Annotated in this window: 13 protein-coding genes and 1 pseudogene; 5 read left to right on the plus strand and 9 right to left on the minus strand. The window is 68.8% G+C overall.

Annotation, left to right across the window (positions count from 1 at the left end):
- Positions 1-471: 471 nt before the first annotated feature.
- Positions 472-1,896 (plus strand): family 43 glycosylhydrolase, encoded by a 1,425-nt coding sequence (locus ACZ56U_RS31750; protein ID WP_469087516.1) that lies wholly within the window; start codon positions 472-474, stop codon positions 1,894-1,896.
- A 716-nt stretch (positions 1,897-2,612) separates the two neighbouring features.
- Here ACZ56U_RS31750 and ACZ56U_RS31755 read toward each other — a convergent pair.
- On the minus strand, positions 2,613-3,056 hold the full coding sequence (locus ACZ56U_RS31755; RefSeq protein WP_469087382.1) for a hypothetical protein: 444 nt from the start codon (positions 3,054-3,056) through the stop codon (positions 2,613-2,615).
- Positions 3,057-3,771: 715 nt separating this feature from the next.
- Positions 3,772-3,987 (minus strand): hypothetical protein, encoded by a 216-nt coding sequence (locus tag ACZ56U_RS31760; RefSeq protein ID WP_469087383.1) that lies wholly within the window; start codon positions 3,985-3,987, stop codon positions 3,772-3,774.
- Positions 3,988-4,402: 415 nt separating this feature from the next.
- On the opposite strand from ACZ56U_RS31760, the gene ACZ56U_RS31765 reads away from it, so the two are divergent.
- Complete coding sequence (locus tag ACZ56U_RS31765; protein WP_391231338.1) at positions 4,403-4,948, plus strand: MOSC domain-containing protein; 546 nt, start codon at positions 4,403-4,405, stop codon at positions 4,946-4,948.
- Between the two features lie 15 nt (positions 4,949-4,963).
- Here ACZ56U_RS31765 and ACZ56U_RS31770 read toward each other — a convergent pair.
- A pseudogene (locus ACZ56U_RS31770) lies at positions 4,964-5,803 on the minus strand (IS5 family transposase).
- Between the two features lie 322 nt (positions 5,804-6,125).
- The gene (locus ACZ56U_RS31775; protein WP_469087384.1) at positions 6,126-6,578 is read right to left on the minus strand and encodes an amphi-Trp domain-containing protein; all 453 of its coding nucleotides are present in this window, start codon (positions 6,576-6,578) and stop codon (positions 6,126-6,128) included.
- Between the two features lie 164 nt (positions 6,579-6,742).
- Between ACZ56U_RS31775 and ACZ56U_RS31780 the strand changes: the two genes are divergently transcribed.
- The gene (locus ACZ56U_RS31780) at positions 6,743-7,075 is read left to right on the plus strand and encodes a carboxymuconolactone decarboxylase family protein (protein ID WP_469087385.1); all 333 of its coding nucleotides are present in this window, start codon (positions 6,743-6,745) and stop codon (positions 7,073-7,075) included.
- A 139-nt stretch (positions 7,076-7,214) separates the two neighbouring features.
- A complete protein-coding gene (locus tag ACZ56U_RS31785) occupies positions 7,215-8,651 on the plus strand; it encodes a DUF2252 domain-containing protein (RefSeq protein ID WP_469087386.1) in 1,437 nt (478 codons plus the stop codon).
- 229 nt (positions 8,652-8,880) lie between these two features.
- Here the strand turns inward: ACZ56U_RS31785 and ACZ56U_RS31790 are convergent, their stop codons facing one another.
- From ACZ56U_RS31790 to ACZ56U_RS31805, 4 genes are all read right to left on the minus strand, one after another.
- Positions 8,881-9,798 carry a DUF6891 domain-containing protein gene (locus ACZ56U_RS31790; RefSeq protein WP_469087387.1) on the minus strand — a complete coding sequence of 306 codons (918 nt, stop codon included), beginning with the start codon at positions 9,796-9,798 and terminating at the stop codon, positions 8,881-8,883.
- A gap of 865 nt (positions 9,799-10,663) precedes the next feature.
- Positions 10,664-11,458, minus strand: a complete 795-nt coding sequence (locus ACZ56U_RS31795; protein ID WP_469087388.1) for an alpha/beta hydrolase — start codon at positions 11,456-11,458, stop codon at positions 10,664-10,666.
- 545 nt (positions 11,459-12,003) lie between these two features.
- Positions 12,004-12,525 (minus strand): hypothetical protein, encoded by a 522-nt coding sequence (locus tag ACZ56U_RS31800; protein ID WP_469087389.1) that lies wholly within the window; start codon positions 12,523-12,525, stop codon positions 12,004-12,006.
- Between the two features lie 140 nt (positions 12,526-12,665).
- Positions 12,666-13,163, minus strand: a complete 498-nt coding sequence (locus ACZ56U_RS31805; RefSeq protein WP_469087390.1) for a hypothetical protein — start codon at positions 13,161-13,163, stop codon at positions 12,666-12,668.
- Positions 13,164-13,650: 487 nt separating this feature from the next.
- Between ACZ56U_RS31805 and ACZ56U_RS31810 the strand changes: the two genes are divergently transcribed.
- Positions 13,651-14,625 (plus strand): AraC-like ligand-binding domain-containing protein, encoded by a 975-nt coding sequence (locus ACZ56U_RS31810; protein ID WP_469087391.1) that lies wholly within the window; start codon positions 13,651-13,653, stop codon positions 14,623-14,625.
- 164 nt (positions 14,626-14,789) lie between these two features.
- On the opposite strand, the gene ACZ56U_RS31815 is transcribed toward ACZ56U_RS31810, so the two are convergent.
- Positions 14,790-16,655, minus strand: coding sequence for an exo-alpha-sialidase (locus tag ACZ56U_RS31815; protein ID WP_469087392.1), 1,866 nt, complete (start codon positions 16,653-16,655; stop codon positions 14,790-14,792).
- Positions 16,656-17,050 lie beyond the last annotated feature (395 nt).

Raw genomic sequence — 17,050 nt, forward strand, 5'->3', positions numbered from 1 at the left:
TGCGCTAAGAGTTGTCGGTTCCGGCGTGGACCAGGTCATAGCTCTTGCCGCCGGTGGTCGGTACTGACTTCGAGCGGCGGTGACGCGCCTCGGACGGGCTCGCCGTGATCAGTTCGGCCGCGGAGCCGGGCCCCTACCGGCCCGGACGAGGATGGCCGCGAGGCGAAGTGCGGCCTGGTGAGCGAGGGCGGGCAGGTGCGGTACTTCCCCTCGAGCGATGACCTCCGGCGTGCGGCGGAGATCCGATCATCGCCGCCCGCGGACCGGATCGATCGGCGTCATCGTGACATCTGTGCATCACGAGACTTTGTGTGACGGAAGCGTTGACCGGAGGAGACGCAGAACCTATCTTCTGACCGATTCTACGAACGATGTTCGAAATACCGACATCGACGGATCGACCACCGCACTGCCAGCACCAGAGGGAGCACCCCTGTGAGACCTGACCTCACCCGTCGAACGGTCCTCGGCATCATCGCCGGCTCGGCCGCGGCCACCGTCACCGGCGTCTCGACCGGAACCGCCCACGCCGCCGTGCCCGCGTCGCCCGGTGTGACGTACACGAACACCATCGCCGAAAAGCGGGCCGACCCGCACATCGTCAAGCACACCGACGGGTTCTACTACTTCACCGCCACCGTGCCGGAGTACGACCGCATCGTGCTGCGCCGGGCCACCACCATCCAGGGGCTCACGTCGGCCCCGGAGACGACCATCTGGACCAGGCCCACCACCGGTGAGATGGGCGGCTACATCTGGGCCCCGGAGATCCACTTCATCGACGGCAAGTGGTACATCTACTTCGCCGCCGGCGCCTCGTGGGACGTCTGGAGGATCCGGCCCTACGTGCTGGAGTGCGCGGACGCGAACCCGATCACGGGTACCTGGACGGAGAAGGGGCGCATCGTACTGCCGCTGAACACCTTCTCGCTCGACGCGACGACCTTCGCCGTGAACGGCACCCGCTATCTCGCCTGGGCGCAGAACGACCCGGCCGTCGGCCGCGGCACCAACATCTACATCGCACAGATGTCCAGCCCGTGGACCATCACCGGCACCCCGGTCATGATCAGCCGGCCGACCGCCTCGTGGGAACTCGCCGGAGGCCAGACGGTCAACGAGGGCCCGGCCGTGCTCCAGAAGAACGGCAAGGTCTTCATGACCTTCTCGGCCGCCGCCACCGACGCCAACTACTGCATGGGCCTGCTGACCGCCTCCGCCTCCGCCGACCTGCTCAGCGCCTCGTCGTGGGCCAAATCCGCGAACCCGGTCTTCGCCACTTTCGCCGCCACCAGCCAGTACGGCCCCGGGCACAACCAGTTCACGGTCTCCGAGGACGGCAAGTCGGACATCCTCGTCTACCACGACCGCAGCTACAAGGACATCACCGGTTCCCCGCTCAACGACCCCAACCGCCGCACCCGCGTCCAGAAGATCTACTGGAAGGCCGACGGCACCCCCGACTTCGGCATCCCGGTCGCCGACGGCCTCACCCCGATCCGACTCTCCTCATACAACTACCCCGACCGGTTCATCCGGCACTGGGAGTACCGCGCCAAGATCGAGGCGAACGTCGCGCCGCTCGCCGACTCGCAGTTCCGCGTCGTCACCGGTCTGGCCGGCACCGGCACCGTCTCCCTGGAGTCGGCGAACTTCCCCGGCTACTTCCTGCGCCACAAGAACACCGAGGTGTGGGTGGAGAAGAACGACGGAACGTCGCTGTTCGCCGGTGACGTCTCCTTCACCGCCCGGGCCGGCCTCGCGGACTCCGCGGGTGTCTCCTACGAGTCGTTCAACCTGCCAGGCAGCTACATCCGCCACTACAACTACCTGCTGTACGTCCAGGCTGTCAGCACGACGACCGCCCGGGCCGACGCCACCTTCTACACCCAGTGACCCACGCCGGCGTCCCGTAACCCCTCGGGCAGCCCCTACCGCCGCACGCGAAGAGTCTCCACGCCCCGGACGGGAAAGCCTGCAGAACCGGTCAGGACGCGGGTGACAAGACGCCGCCACGGGCGAGGCAGGCGGTGCCGAGGCCCACGAGCGGTAACAGGCCACCGAGCAGCGGGCCGACGGACGCGCCGGTGTCGACCCTTTGAGGCCGAACCCAGCGAGCCTCCATCCATCCACAAGTACGAACATTGAACGCGATCTCGAACGAGCGGAGCGGGGGAGCCGCTCGGACGAGACGCCGCTGAAAGGACCCCCCTTGTTGCGCACCATGAACCGTCAACGTCGAGTCGTCGCAGGGTGATGCTCGGGGCAGCCCTGCTGTCCCTGATCGCCTCCCTGTTGACCAAACCAGGCGAAGGGCCGCTCGCCGCGGTCGTGCTCGCCAGCAGCGGCTGCAACGGTGAGGGGCGGCTGCAGGACCCCGCCGCGAGTCCAGTGGTGCGCACTTTGACCGGCTACACCCATCAGGTGCTGTCGGCAGGGTCCAGCCCTTCGTGCTCGCGGTGGGGTGGGCCAGCCTCTTCTCCCCCGGGATGCTCGCGCTCACGTACGCCTTCCGCACCTGGTTCGGCCAGATGAGGTTCGCCAACGACGCATAGCACCACAACTCCCAATCGTCCGACCGGAAATCGTCGCTAGGTCGCTCCCCACCGGGATCAAACCCTGGACGTGTCCGGCGCGGAGCGACCGGCCGGCGGATGGCCATGTGTGAGTCCCGCGGCGTGGGGCAACGGAGGCCGGCTGATGGGCACCTGGCTGAGCGGGTTATGTCGGGGATCGACCTGCAGTCGAGCCGCATTGATGAAGTCCAGCCGTGCCGTTTCCATCCGGTCCCTGGCTTCCTTCCAGGCCGGTTCGCTGGTGGCCGTCTGCTGGATGAACTGCTCTCTGTGGTCCCAGAAGACCTGGTCCACGACCGCAGCGGCCGCCACAACGGCCGGGCTGCCGACCAGCCAGATCGCCCCCAAGGCCACATTCCAGGGGGCCCAGTCCACAGGTTCGTCATGACGCCACGCCCGGTGCAGGGCGAGCTGGATACGCGTGGACTCGGCAACGATGGAGGCACACGCGTCGATCTGCTTGTCGCGTGACCAGTGCATTCGATTGGCCCGGCTCGTGAGCAGTGAGCCAGCCAGCACGCCGATGCGCGGCTGCCACGCCGCCGATCGTGGTCACGGTCGTGGCCCAGTCCACAGACAGACGGCCCCCCTCGCGGCTGTCACGGTGAAGAGGAGTTCTGCCCGCCTTCGACCTGTTGGTATCCGCGCGCCCGGCCGCAAGAGGAGGAAACCGGCCATCGACCATTCGGGGTCCCTTGCGGGGCTCTTGAGGCAGTCGTGGACTGCACGATTGTGTCCGACAAATCGGTGGTCGCGCTGCCGTCGCAGGCCGACGTATCGGCGACGCCACGGGACCCACAGGGCGCCACCCCGCTGGCGTGCCCATTGCACGAGGACGCACTCCGCCTCGCCACAGCAGTGCCCGGCATCCGGCTACCCGAGACGGCCGAGCGACTGGGCACCGACATCGCCGATCTACGAGAACAGATCTCGGTGTACACAACGATTTGCGTGAGGTGCTAGAGGCAGACGTGCAGCAGGTCCACGGCCACTGGCGCCACCAATAGCGGTCGCGAGCCGGGCATTTGGCCAAACCCGGGCGGTGGGCAGCCGCCACGAGCACGGTCAGGAAGGCGGTGACCGGCTGGTCACGCCGGCGTCAGCGGCTGTCCAGGCGTGCGAACGCCAACGGTTTGCAGCGGCTGTCGACAGCCAGGGAGAAACAGGAGCATCTCCCTGCAACGGGACCGCTCAGTCAGCGTCGACGGAAGTGGAGGGAGGCCCCGACAGCCAGGGTGCAGAGCAGGCCCGTCACGCTGATCCAGAGTCCCGCCGACATCCCTGCGATCAAGGCGACGACACCGATGGCGACCAGGAAGATCGCCCCCGCGAGGGCCGCCCACAGCCCCGCGGCAGCGGCGGCCTCGCCCATCTGGTTTCCCTCGCCGATCATGTTGCCGTCGTCGGGCATGAGTGTTCCTCCCGTTCAGGTCAGGACAGTGCATCTTGCATCGCGCCCGCGGTCACGTGGCTGACCAAGTCGGCAGCGATCCAGTACCCCGCAACGGCCAGTGGGAACAGGTAGGGCGGCACTCCGGCAGCCTCCTGGCCTCCCGGCGGGCGGGGGCAGGCACTACCCCTTTGCGTCTTGCTCCCACCACGTTCAGTGCCCGCGATGACAGTGGGGCCTCGGGTGTCCTGGCATGAGGGCTGCCGGGGGACTAGGAGCTGCCTCCTTGGTGTTCACTGACGGGACGGTGCCGGTCGGGTGCCGGACCTGACGCATCCGCCCGATGAGGTCCGCTCACTGCATGCCTCCCTCGTAAGGCTGGTGGCACCGCCTCTATGATCGACCGGCCGCAGAACGACAACAGGGGGAGGGCGTGATGCCTGGTCAGGTCGCCGCAGTGAGCCGCAACGAGGTGTACTCGTTCAGCAAGCCCAATCGCGATGCCATCACGTTGCTCACGGGGCTCGGAGTGGAAGGAGACGTTCACGCAGGTGAGACGATCCGCCACCAGTTCCGCATGACCTACGAGCCGGACCTGCCCAACCTGCGCCAGGTCCACCTGATGCACGAGGAACTCTTCGACGAACTCGCGCTCAAGGGTTTCAAGGTCTCTGCGGGCCAGCTCGGCGAGAACATCACCACGCGCGGGGTGGCGCTGTTGGGCCTGCCCACCGGCGCTCTGCTCCATCTTGGGGAGCAGGCGGTGCTCGAGGTGACAGGACTGCGCAACCCGTGCTCGAAGATCAACGACTTTCGCAAGGGGCTGCTCGGTGAGGTCTTCGCCATGGACCCCTTGTCCGGCGAGTTCACCTTCAAGTGTGGCGTCATGGCTGTGGTCCGCCGTGGAGGGACCGTCCGCCCCGACGATTCCATCCGGGTCGAGCCCCCGCCCCTCCCCCACCGCCCGCTGGAACGGGTCTAGGTTCGTGTCCCGTGGTCATCGGCGTGCCCAGATGAGGATGGCGGCGAGGTAGCGCGCGGCCTGGTAGGCGATCGCGAGCTTGTGCGTTCGCGTGGCCAGGCCTCGCCACTGCTTGAGGCGGTTGCTGCACCGTTCGACGGTGTTGCGCTGCTTGTAGGCCTCGGCATCGAAGCCGGGTGGGCGGCCGCCTCGGCGGCCCCGCCGACGGCGGTGGCCGGTCTGGTCGGAGGGCTGCGGGATGACCGCGCGGATGCCCCGGCGCCGGAGGTGGTCGCGAATGGCGCGGGAGGAGTACGCGCGGTCGGCCAGGACAACCAGGGGCCGGGTGCGTGGCCTGCCCACGCCGCTTCGGTGCACGCGGATGCGAGACATCACCGTCTCGAAGGCCGGTGCGTCACCAACCTGGCCTGCGGTGACTGTGAAGGCCAAGGGCCGTGCATTGCCGTGCACCGCCGTCTGCGGCCAAGTGAACCTTAGTACTCAGCCCTCCGCGGGAGCGTCCGAGCGCGTGGTCATTGAGTTCGTCGGAGCGGGTCGCCCCCTTTTACGGGCTCCGGCGGCGTGCTGGTGAGCCCGGACGACGGTGGAGTCAACCGACACGCTCCAGTCGATGTCGTCGTCGGCGTCCGCCACTGCCAGGACAGCGGCGGGAAGCATCTCCCAGGTGCCGTCGACGGCCCATCTAATCAGCCGCTTGTGGGCGGTTTGAAACGAGCCGAGTTCCTCGGGAAGATCCCGCCAGGGCGAGTTGGTGCGGTACTTCCAGGCGATGGCCTCAAGGGTGCGGCGGCGGTCGGCCCATCGTCGCCCGCGGACCCGATCGGCCGGCATCAGCGGCGCGATCCGGTTCCACATCACATCGGTGATCACTCATCGGACAGACGTATCCGATCAACTGCCTAACCCATCAAAGAGACACCCGCTAGCCGTTCGACTCCACGCTGGCGGCGTTCCTGGCGAGGTCGATCGCCTCGCACCAGGCGGGAGTTCGCGATCGGTGGGCTATGCGTTTGGTCCCACGCTTGCGGCAGCAACATACTGCCGCTCCGGTGCTCTCCTACACAGGATCTGGTCGTGTACGGCTGTGGTGACGCCGGAAGCGCGGTCAACGCCGCACGGTCCCCGGCCTCCAGTCACGGAGCGCAGCTCTTCGCCCGACGGTCCCAAGGACGGGTTCTCAGGGCTTTTTCGTCATGGCCCGATTCGCAGGTGTGCCGCTGTTGCTGCTCACAGCGCTGCGCTTCGGCTTTGCGGGCGCCTTCTTGCGTGTAGCCGTGGTGGGCTTCTCCGCGGCTGCGCCCGTTTGTGATGGTGCTGTCTTGGGCGATGCGGTCGGCCAGGTGAACTCTATTTCCAGCTCGATCTCCCCGTCTCCGATTTCGACCTCTATCTCGGCGTGCAGGTCGTCGGGGATCCGCAGGCTCAGCGTTCCGGGACTGAGTTCCACTTCGGCATTTCCGCCTTTGCGCAGCGCCGTGGCCAGCGCCGTGAGTTGTTCGGCGGCCTCGATGCGTGTCAGGGAGCGCTTCCGCTCGAACTTGAGGTCTTTCATCATCTCTCCGATCCGCGTACTGCTCAGTGCCGCGTCGCACAAGCGGTGGTCGCGTTCGAGCGGCAGGGTCCCCTCCAATCTCGTCCCCTGCGGTCCGCCGCGCACGTCGTGGCCCGCAGAGGGTCGGCGCGCGATGCGCGGGCCCGGAATGCGCTCTACGGTTGAAGGGTCCCGTATACACGGAATGCGGTTCTTCCGCCTCGGGCCCCTCGGGCTCGACACTCACCGGCAGGGCATACGCCATGACCACTGCATCGGACACTCCTGTCCTGGACACCCTCGCCGCCATGACGGCCGACTCGATCGAGCGGTGCGGGCTTGCCCCGGACACCCTTCTCCTCACGCGCATCGCGGCACTCGCCGCTTCGGACGCCCCGCCCGTCTCCTACGCGGCTCACATCGACCCGGCCATCAGAACCGGTCTGACCGTCGAGCAGCTGCAGAACATCCTGGTCGCCATCGCACCCATCGTGGGCACCGCCCGCGTCATGACCGCGGCGGGCAACATCGCCACGGCGCTCGGCATCGCCATCGCGGTAGCCGATGTGGGTGCCGAGATCGAAGCCCAGGGCTGAGAGCCGCCGCCCACCCTCGGTGATCCGCACGCTCGACGTGGGACAGAGGGCCAGGGCACTGCCCGCCGGGTACGGCGTCCTCCGTGCCGGGCGTGCTCGTGGCGGCAGGAGCAGTCAGGATCAGGGAGGAGCGTCTCCGATGTCCCAGAACGCGATCACGGCCATGCGTGCCGCGCCCCACGCGACGCCCGAGGACCGTGCGGCTCTCGGCAAGGAGGCGCGGCGCCGCTCGCCGAGGTCAGGCCACGCCGTGTACACGCCGTCTCCCGGCCGGCCGGACCCGCTGTCGATCCTTGAGGCGCAGTCCGAGGCGCGGGTGCCCGAACTCGTCCCGATCCGTTACGGCCGGATGATGGAGTCCCCGTTCCGCTTCTACCGGGGCGCCGCCGCGATCATGGCATCCGACCTGGCCGACAGCTCGGTCTCAGGGCTCACGGCCCAGCTGTGCGGGGACGCACACCTGCTGAACTTCCGCCTGCTCGCCTCACCGGAACGGCGGTTGATGTTCGACATCAACGACTTCGACGAGACGCTGCCGGGCCCCTGGGAATGGGACGTCAAGCGCCTGTCGTCGAGCCTTGTCATCGCGGGCCGGGAGAACGGCTTCGACGACGACGAACGCGCCCTCATCGTGCGCGCCACAGTCCGTTCGTACCGCAAGGCGATGATCCGTTTCGCGCAGACAGGCAACCTCGACGTCTGGTACACGAAGATCGACGCGGACCTCCTTGAATCACTGGCCTCGGGCCGACTGCATGCGACCAAGCGCGGTCGCAAGAACCTGGCCCGCGCGATCGCGAAGGCCCGCACTCGCGACAGCCTTCAGGCTTTCGACAAGCTCACCGAGATGGTCGACGGTCGGCCCAGGATCGCGGCGGATCCCCCTTTGCTCATCCCGGCGGGTGACTTGCTGCCGGACGTGGAGCGCAGCGCGTTGGAGCGCCAGTTCCGCGGTCTGGTGGAGCGATACGGTCGCACGCTCGCCTCCGACCGGCGCACGCTTCTTCAGGACTACCGACTGGCTGACGTCGCCCGCAAGGTGGTCGGCGTCGGCAGCGTCGGAACGCGATGCTGGATCTTCCTGCTCCTTGGCCGCGACGACCAGGACCCGCTCTTCCTCCAGGCCAAGGAGGCCGACACCTCTGTGCTCGCCGCGCACGTCGGTGCAAGCCGATACCGCAACCAGGGCGAGCGGGTGGTCGCGGGCCAGCGGCTGATGCAGGCCGCCAGCGACATCTTCCTCGGCTGGGAGCGGGTGGACGGGATCGACGGCAAACGACGCGACTTCTACGTCCGCCAGCTGCGCGACTGGAAGGGCATCGCCATCCCGGAGAGGATGCGGCCGAAGGACCTCAAGGCGTTCGGTGAACTGTGCGGAGCCACCCTGGCGCGTGCGCACGCACGGTCCGGCGACCGCATCGCGATTGCCGCATACCTTGGCAGCGGCGACTCCTTCGACCGCGCACTGGTCTCCTTCGCGGAGTCATACGCCGACCAGAACGAGCGGGACCACCAGGCTCTGCTCGACGCGGTACGGGCCGGCCGGCTCCCGGCGGAGGAGCTGCCGGCAGCCTGACCCCGTGCAGGACGCCCGGCGCCCCGCACGCCTTCGCCCTTCCGCCACTCCAGCCAGGGCCGCTCGCGCTCGTTACTTCAGCACACCGGTGGTGAGCGCCGTGGCCCGCACCCACGAGTTCGGGACTGCCGACGCACGGGCTACGGCCTTCACCAGGCACATGCTCGGCATCGCCCGGCTCCACAGCCTGGCCCCGACTGGATGACGCACGCCCCGCACGGAACGGCTTCTAGCCGATCAGACGGCGGCGCCAGTCCAGGGGTGTGACGGTGATGGCCTGGCCGGGGTCTTGGTCCCATTCGACGTGGAGACCGGCTTCTTCGAGCGCGGCCACGACCTCGTGACCAATGGTTGCCGTGGTCTCCGACGACCCGTCGAAACCGCCGTACAGGAGCGTCAAACCGTGGCCGGCGGCGGCGGAATCCGTGCACTGGGTGTGGAAGTAGACGAAGCCGCGGGCGTCGGGAGCGCCTTCACCACCGATCTCGGACTGGCCACAGTTACGGCAACAGGTGAAGTTCTCGCGGGCCGTGATACCGGAGTCCTGCAGGGCGGTGAACGCGCGGGTCAGTCGCTCGGGGTCCGTCTCGCCCTGCCACTCGGTCTGCTCCGCGACCCGCTCCAGCCACAGCCGGTCAGCCAGCGACTGTGCCTGCTCGCGCGACACGGGCCGGCGGTCACTGGTGACCAAGCACTCCTCAGCGAGCTCGGCCAGTTCGGCGCGAGAGGCATAGCCGCCAACCACCTCCTGGCGCACGCGCCTCTCCAGCTCCTCGCGCTCGTCTTCGCCGAGGTCGAGCGGCGGCACCACCCGGGTGGGGCCCATGTCCAGCAGCGACCAAGCCAGACCACCGTCCCATCCGGCCTCCTGGCGTGCCCACCCGGTCATCGCCGCAATCACGGCCCCCGGCCCGTCGACCATCGCCTGGAAATGCCGGTCAGCGGCACCGTCGCGGTACTCCAGCGTGTAGTCGCCACCGGCCTCGTGCCACACCTGGGCGAAGACGTCAGGCAGGTCGGGTATCCGCTGGACGATCAGGAACCGGTCACCGTCACCACCGATCCGCCGGATCAGCCCTCTCAGCTCCTCGGCGGACACACGGACGTGTCGCTCCCAGTTCTCCGTCTTCACCACGATCTCGAGCATGCGCAGACTCTGGCACATCCCTCTGACTGCATCCCTACCCGGGACCCGCGATGCAGCCACTGCTGTCACGCTTGACCGGCCCTGAAACTGAACGGTATTGGCCGAGATTTGACGACCGTGCCGGTCGGGTCAGTTGGCCACGAAGGACACACGAGGGTTCGGTCAGGTACGGACCGATCCAGGGCGGTGTCGGAAGTGCTTTTTAGGTTGGCCGACGTGTGCGCGGGGGCGAAGTCACCGATACGTCGGACCGGTCGAGCTGAAAGCTGAGGTCCGGCCTGGCAGCGGCAGGTGCCGGATCAGCTCGGCAGCTGAGTTCGGCGACTGGATCGCCGCTGGCAACGCGTGCAGTACCTGAGTCTTCGATGAGCCGGACAGGGGCTCGGTTGTTCATCCACCGCACGAACCAGGAATGGGTCGACCTGCACGCGGACGACAGCCCTGGTTCGCTCATCGACGCCCTTGCAGCGGCAGGTACTCAGCTCGCCCAGCAATTCGCCACAGCCAGCCTTTTACGCGGCGGCCCTGGGCGTGTCATGGGCAGGCGTCGACCCCGCGCCAGCCTGGGGTGATCGCCGAGGGCCCCGCCGGCGGCACTTGGGCGGCGACTGCCACTGCGAACCTTTGGTAGTTGGCCGGAGCGCCGAGCGGCCGACCAACCGCAGCCCGCCGGTAAACGCCGCGTTCGGTGCCGGTATGTTCCACACCCCTGGAAGGCTCCCTGGCAGGCGTGGTCCGCTGACGCTGGCAGGGGACAGCATCCCCGACGGTCGCGACGGCGCGCTCGGCGAGAACGGAGACCGAGGCTTACGAAGGGGTTTCGGTCCGGCGGAAGACTCGTTTCGCGCTGCTGCTGTGGATCTGCTCATCCGACGCTGGGAGTGGTGAGGGGGTACAGCTTGCGCAGGCCCTCGTTTAACGCATACGACAACGCCGACCCATGGGTCTGCCTGGGGTACAGGCGGGAGGTGAGCTCCAGGGACGGGTAGTTGCGCAGTCGCAGCAGCTGCGACATGCGGGTCATCGACCCGACAATGTCGGCGGCGGCCACATAAGGATCGGTGAGCTCCGCCTCGCCCGCGCCGAGGAACACCTTCGCCGCCAGGTCGTCGTGAGTCGTGGCGTAGTCGGCCTCCAGCGTGAACAGCAGATCCTCACATCCGCTGAGGGCAGGGCTACTGGCCAAATAGCGGCCGAAGGCCGTCGGCCGGGAGAGCAGTGCGTAGCCGACGAAGTGTCCGCCGCCGGAGAAGCCCACGAGACCGTGGTCGTCGTCGAACCGGAACTCGGTCGCCAACCGCGGGCGCAACTCGTCGACCAGGAACGACAGCAGCGCATCGGCGCCGCCACCGCCCGTCGGCGTTTCGCTGGACAGTGCTTCCATGCGTGCGCCGCCGGACCCTGCATTGACCCATCTCGACCTCGGATAGAAGTCGTGCGTTCGACGCGCGCCGAACTCGGCGGAATCGCTGTCGTCGGGAGCGCCGAGGCCGATCACGATGAGCTCGGCGATCTCCTGCACGGTGTGGAGCCAGTTCATCAGGCCGACGACGAGCGGGAAGCTGAGGGAAGCATCGGTCACCCAGAGGACGGGGTAGCTGCGGTCACCGTGCTCGTACGACGGGGGGATCGCGATGTGCACGTCATGCGGCCAGGGCACATCGGTCCCCTGCGTCCGTCTGGTGGGCAGAACCTGATACGTGTGCCGAGGCAGGGACACAACTACCTCCCGCTGAAGCCAATGCCAGCTCGACGTCCGGCTGCAAGTCCCTCATCGTCGTCGGACCCGACGGCCACGGCGTCAGCCGCCCCGGCTCGACTGGCGTTCTGCCCTTGACCATAGGGGCAACCCCGCCTACGCGCAGAACCGGCTGAACATCACAAAGACCCATTCCGGTGACTTCACCCGGGGTCGGTAAGAGACCTTCTCGTCGAACGCCAGGCCGTCGCGAAGGGCGTTGGCCGGTCTCACCCACCGCACGGCAGTCGCGTCGTCGGCGGCCGCGGCCACCGTGCCGACGGGCACCCGCGCGAGGTGAGCGTCCGTGCTGACCGGTCCGCGCGAATCACGGCCGGGAGCATCGCAGGTACCGATAGACACCAGCTCATCAGTAGGCACCCTCACCCCCGTCTCCTCGGCCACCTCCCCGGCAGCTGCTGTCCTCGACGGGGGGACCCGGATGGAAATGGTGCAGGACGGACCGGTCACCGACGTGCCAGCGCCGGATGGACGCGGGACAAGGCCGCGGGCACGTCCAGGTCCCAACTGGCGCTGTACGCCGTACTGAAGGCCGTCTCTCCGAGCGCCGCTTCGGTGCGTGAGCGCAGTGCCCGGATGTGGGGGTCAGTGGGGCCGTGGGCGCCGCGGAGGCGTGCGGCTGCGCCGAGGATGACGGCCACGTCGTGATCCTGTCCGTAAAGTCCTGCGAGACCGGCCACGGTCACTGCCACCGCCGCCACGATGGGGAGGTCCTGGCTGTGGAGCGCGGCGGCGTAAGCGATCGGTGTTTCCGGGTGCACGGCGAAGTGGTCCTGGACTTCTCCGTACGAGGCGGTGCCGCCTACTTCGACCGGGCGGCGCAGCACGGCCCGGGCGCCGGGCACCACGGTGGCGATGGTGTCGAACAGCATCCGCTCCGTCCAGCCCTGACCCAGGTCCTCGCCGCTCAGACTCTCCGGGCCCGCCCGGGACACCGCCGCAGGGGCGTCGGGCCAACTGCTGGTCACGGCGGCGCGGTTGAGACCGTAGGCGGTCCGGCGGACGCACCGACCGCATCACCGGTTACGGGACAACCTCTGGTTCATCTCCGCACAGAGCTCGCCGGCGTGGGTCGATGCGTACCGATGGGGCGTCCTCAGAAGGAGCCTCAGGCCACCCACTCCGTATAGTCTCCGATGATCCTGTCGCCGAGGTTGCACCATGCGACGCTCTCCGCGGTCGCCCATACCCAGGGACCGTAGTGCCAGTACTGGTAGCCGCCCAGGGTCTCGCACTTGACATCTTCACGGTACCGTCCCGAGTCGCACCAGGTCTTGTTCCCCTGATGGCCCGCGCTGCCGGTCACCCGTTGGCCCCAACATGAGGCCAGAGCGGAGTCGCTGGACGCAGGGAGGGCGGCCACAGACGAGCCGCTGTCCGCCACCGCGCCAGGTGCAAGCGCCATCGCTCCCCCCAGGACGAGCACCGTTGATGCCAATGCCTTTGCGATACGACCTTTGATCATGCAGATCTCCCAGGTGTCGACGAGATGTGTATGCGTCGCCGGCTCACTCCGCCCGGCGATTGATCGCTCGTTGACGACCGTAGGCGCAACCCGCGATCCGCGAGCACCCAACTGTGCACCGTGCCCCTCCAGTTCGTGCACGGTGCACGATACGGATCGAGGGACCGCACCAGCACGCGCGTGGCCGCCGTGGAGTCAAAGGAACCGGTGAGGCGTGACGCGTCTTGCTCCCAGGGGCCGAATCTCAGCTCCTTCACGCGCCACGCGATCAGGGCCTGTTGGGCGGCGGAATCCGTGACTCCTGGGTCCACGTGAGCCCCGCTGCGGCCGCGGGCGCCCTGCCCCCTCGCGGCCGACGATGCGCAATCAGCCGCGCTGGCGTCCTCAGGGCAACCGGTCAGGACCAGTGAGGCCGACGCGGCCATCGTGTCCAGCGCGCAGGTCACCCGTCGCGTGATGCGGCCCGATTCGCGAACGGCGCCCAGGAAACAGCAAAGGCAAGGAGAGGTCATCCGCTCCTTGCCACTCTCAACTTATAGCGCGTGCGGGGGCTTGCCGCAAGACCCCCGTCATCGCGCAGAATCTCCGCCGCGCCATCGCACATGAATGCAGCTGGAGGTGTACCGGCATGGCGGAGCACATGGCTTCCCGATTACGCGGAACCGAGTCGTTCGAGGAAATTGCCTCAGCTCTGTTCGCACCCCTGCGGGTGGTCGATTCCAACCCGCGGGAGTTCGAAGCAGTGGTCGACCATGCCGCCGTCGGCCCCCTCGTCGTCGCTCGCATTCGGGCCACCGCCGCGACGGTGACGCGGGACAGACGCAGCATCACGTCGAGCGATGTGGAGTGGGTGCACTTCAACCTGCACCATCGCGGCCCCGTCAGCGCGACCCAGGACGACCGCACCACCACAGTGCAGCCCGGTGAACTGTTCGCATGCGACAACACCCGGCCGTACCGGCTCATCGGCGCCGACCCCAGCGACATGACGGTGCTGTGCGTTCCCCGGGCCAGTCTTGGCAGGCAGGTGGACGCCATCAGCCGGCGTACCGCGCTCCCCCTCCCCGCCCAAGGGGCGATCGGCAAGCTCCTCAGCCATGCGTTGTCCACCGTCGACGAGGACCTCCCTCGACACGGTGCGGTACGGATGCACCTCGCCGACGCCCTCACCGCGCTGCTCCTCGCAGCGTTCGCTGACACCACCCCTGAACGCGCTTCCGTCGCCAGCGACCTCGTCGACCGCATCCGGGCCTACGTGCTGGCCCATCTCGACGACCCTCACCTCAACGGGGAACGCACCGCACGCCGGCACAACATTTCGGTGCGACACCTCCATGCGCTCTTCAAGGGAAGCGACATGACCTTCGCCGCCTGGGTCCGGCACGAACGCCTGCGTCGCATCCGGCGAGATCTCCTCGATCCCGCCTCCGCCGGCGTCTCCACGGCGGCCATCGCGGCACGGTGGGGTGTACACGACGCCAAACACCTCGGCAGGGCGCTGAAGAGCGAGTTCGGCGAGACCGTGAGCGATCTGCGCCGCGGACCGTGCCGGACGAACCCCACCATGATCCACCACCCGATGATCTTTGAGGACGGACCCTGAGCTTCCTCACCGACCTGGCCGACGAGGCCGAACCGGTCAGCGTGAGGTGACTCCGGCGTTCTCCGCTCGCGTCGCTGCGTCCGGCACCGGTGCCCGCCTGAGCCGGCCGACCCCGACTCCGGTCCGTTGTCGTGCTCGTCTGTCCTCGGGCACGCTCCGGCACGTTACTGTCCCGCGCTCACCTGGTCCATGGGCAGCCACAGAACGGTGTCCGCCGGGGACGCCGTCCCGGCGGTGATCTCGGGGTGGGTGAGCGCCCGGTCCCAGACCCGGACGTCGTCGATCGCGCCGGTGAAGAAGGCGCGGCTGTCCATGCGCTGCCCGATATGCACCCCGAACGGCGAGTTGCGGCTGACGGAACCGGACACGTCCGCCGTGCCGGTCGCCGTACCGTCGACGAACAGAGTCAGACGTCCGCCGCCGCGGCGCAGGACCAGCCGGTGCCACCGTCCGTCGTTGCGGGCGCCGACGGCGGTCACGGACGCGGTGCGTACGGTCGTGGCGCCTTCCCGCACGGTGATCCCGGCTTCGATCCGGCCGCCCGCCGGGTCCGCGCCCAGCGAGACCTGCGGCTGGCTGTCGCCGACCCCGCCCATCCACAGCAGCGGCTGCTCCCCGGCCGTCGCCGTGTGGCGGAACCATAGCGACGCCGTGAAGTCCTTCCCGCCGAGGAGCAGCCGATCGCGGTGGGGCAGGCGTACGGCGTCGTCGGCGCCGTCGAATTCGAGGGCGCCGCCCCGCGTCCCGGCCGTGCGCCGGGCCCCGCCGAGCACGGTCGCGGGCCGGGCTCCGGGGGCGAGGTCGGCGGTGGTCGGGTCGGGGCCCCGGGGCGTCCCCAGCCACTCCTCGGTGAAGCGGCCGAAGCGGATCTCCTCACGGGCGTCGACGGCACCGCCCTCGTACAGCAGGCCCACCGTGGCGTCGTCGACCGGCACCAGGTCGGAGTAGCCGGACCAGTCGGTGGTCACGACCCTGCCTCGGTCGACGCTGTCCCAGGTGCGGCCGCCGTCGAAGGAGGAGCGGACCATCATGGTCCGGCGGCGGTCGGGGTCGCCCGGGCAGGACTGCAGAAGCCGCTCGCCGAAGGCGAGCGTCGCGCACTGCACCTGCGGCGCGTACAGGTCCGGGAGGCCGGTGAAGGGGGCGGTGAAGCTGTCGCCGGAGTCCAGGCTGACGGCCTGGGTGCGGTGGCCGGGGTCGATGCCGTTCTGTTCGCGGCCACTGACCAGCAGCGAGCCGTCGGGGCGCTCGGTGAGGGTGAGTTCGGACGGCCTCTGCCGGACGGTGCCGTCCGCGGGGACGGGCCAGGAGTCGGTGGCGCCGACCCTCCAGTGTTCGCCTCCGTCGTCGCTGACGGCGAGGGCCGCGTGGGCGGCGGTGACCCGACTGCCGTCCCACGTCTCGGTGTTGACGCCGAAGACCAGCCGCCCGGCGTGCGGGCCGCGGGTGAGCTGGACGCCGTGCGCGGGACCGGTGGCATACCAGGAGTTCCAGTGCGCGGGCCGGAGCTGGGCCCGCAGGTCGCGCGGTGCCGACCAGGTCAGGCCGTCGTCGTCGCTGTACCGCAGGTGCGGGACGCGGTCGCAGGGCACCGAGCAGTTCCGGGCGTCCGTGCGGCCGGTGTTGTAGGTCGCGGCGAGCAGGACGCGGCCGGTGCTCTGGTCCACGACCGGGGCGGGGTTGCCGTGGGTGTCGCCGCCGCCCTCGTCGACCACCCGCAGCGGGCCCCAGGTGCGTCCGCCGTCCGTGGAGCGCTTGAGGACGATGTCGATGTCGGCGGCGTCACCGCAGTTGAGGACACGGCCCTCGGCGAACGCCAGCAGGGTCCCCTCGACCGTCCTGACGATCGCCGGGATGCGGAAGCAGGCGTAGCCGGGGTCCTGGGAGGCCTCGAAGAGGACCCGCTGCTCGAACTCCGCCGCCACTGTGTCCGGTCGGTCATGGGCGGGAGCGGGGGACGCGGCCAGCGCGACCGTGGTGAGGGCCGCCGCGAGGGCGGGTCCCAGACGTGCCTGAAGCCATGCCGACATGGGGATCCTGCCCTTTCCGGTCCGATCATCAAGCATCGTATGTCTGATGGACCGTCAGGGCGGGAAATGTGTGCGGCGGGCGCGTCCGCGTAAGGCCATAAGGCCCGTGGGGGCTGGGGGGGACGAGAACGGCCGGCCGACGCGCCACCGCGTCGCCGGCCGCCTTGCGGCGCCACTCTTACAAGCGGCGGTGGGCGGTGCTCTCAGCTGGCTCCGGTCCACAGACCGCCCTCGGCCATGGTGGCGTGAAAGTCCTCGGTCATGGCCCGCACCAGGACCGCACCCTCCCATTACCCGCCGTACTCGCCTGCGGGCAGACGGCCCTCGCGAATCAGACGCTCTGCCGTCTCAGCGACCTCGCCGGGAGCGGCGAAGATGCGGTGCAGCGCAGCGAT

This window comes from Streptomyces sp. NPDC034103 (assembly GCF_055575395.1).

Bases quoted from the DNA above. Each gene is read 5' to 3' on its own strand.
- ACZ56U_RS31815 (WP_469087392.1), bottom strand. From the start codon at position 16,655: ATGTCGGCATGGCTTCAGGCACGTCTGGGACCCGCCCTCGCGGCGGCC.
- ACZ56U_RS31785 (WP_469087386.1), top strand. From the start codon at position 7,215: ATGTCCCAGAACGCGATCACGGCCATGCGTGCCGCGCCCCACGCGACG.
- ACZ56U_RS31765 (WP_391231338.1), top strand. From the start codon at position 4,403: ATGCCTGGTCAGGTCGCCGCAGTGAGCCGCAACGAGGTGTACTCGTTC.
- ACZ56U_RS31755 (WP_469087382.1), bottom strand. From the start codon at position 3,056: ATGCACTGGTCACGCGACAAGCAGATCGACGCGTGTGCCTCCATCGTT.
- ACZ56U_RS31760 (WP_469087383.1), bottom strand. From the start codon at position 3,987: ATGCCCGACGACGGCAACATGATCGGCGAGGGAAACCAGATGGGCGAG.
- ACZ56U_RS31810 (WP_469087391.1), top strand. From the start codon at position 13,651: ATGGCGGAGCACATGGCTTCCCGATTACGCGGAACCGAGTCGTTCGAG.
- ACZ56U_RS31780 (WP_469087385.1), top strand. From the start codon at position 6,743: ATGACCACTGCATCGGACACTCCTGTCCTGGACACCCTCGCCGCCATG.
- ACZ56U_RS31790 (WP_469087387.1), bottom strand. From the start codon at position 9,798: ATGCTCGAGATCGTGGTGAAGACGGAGAACTGGGAGCGACACGTCCGT.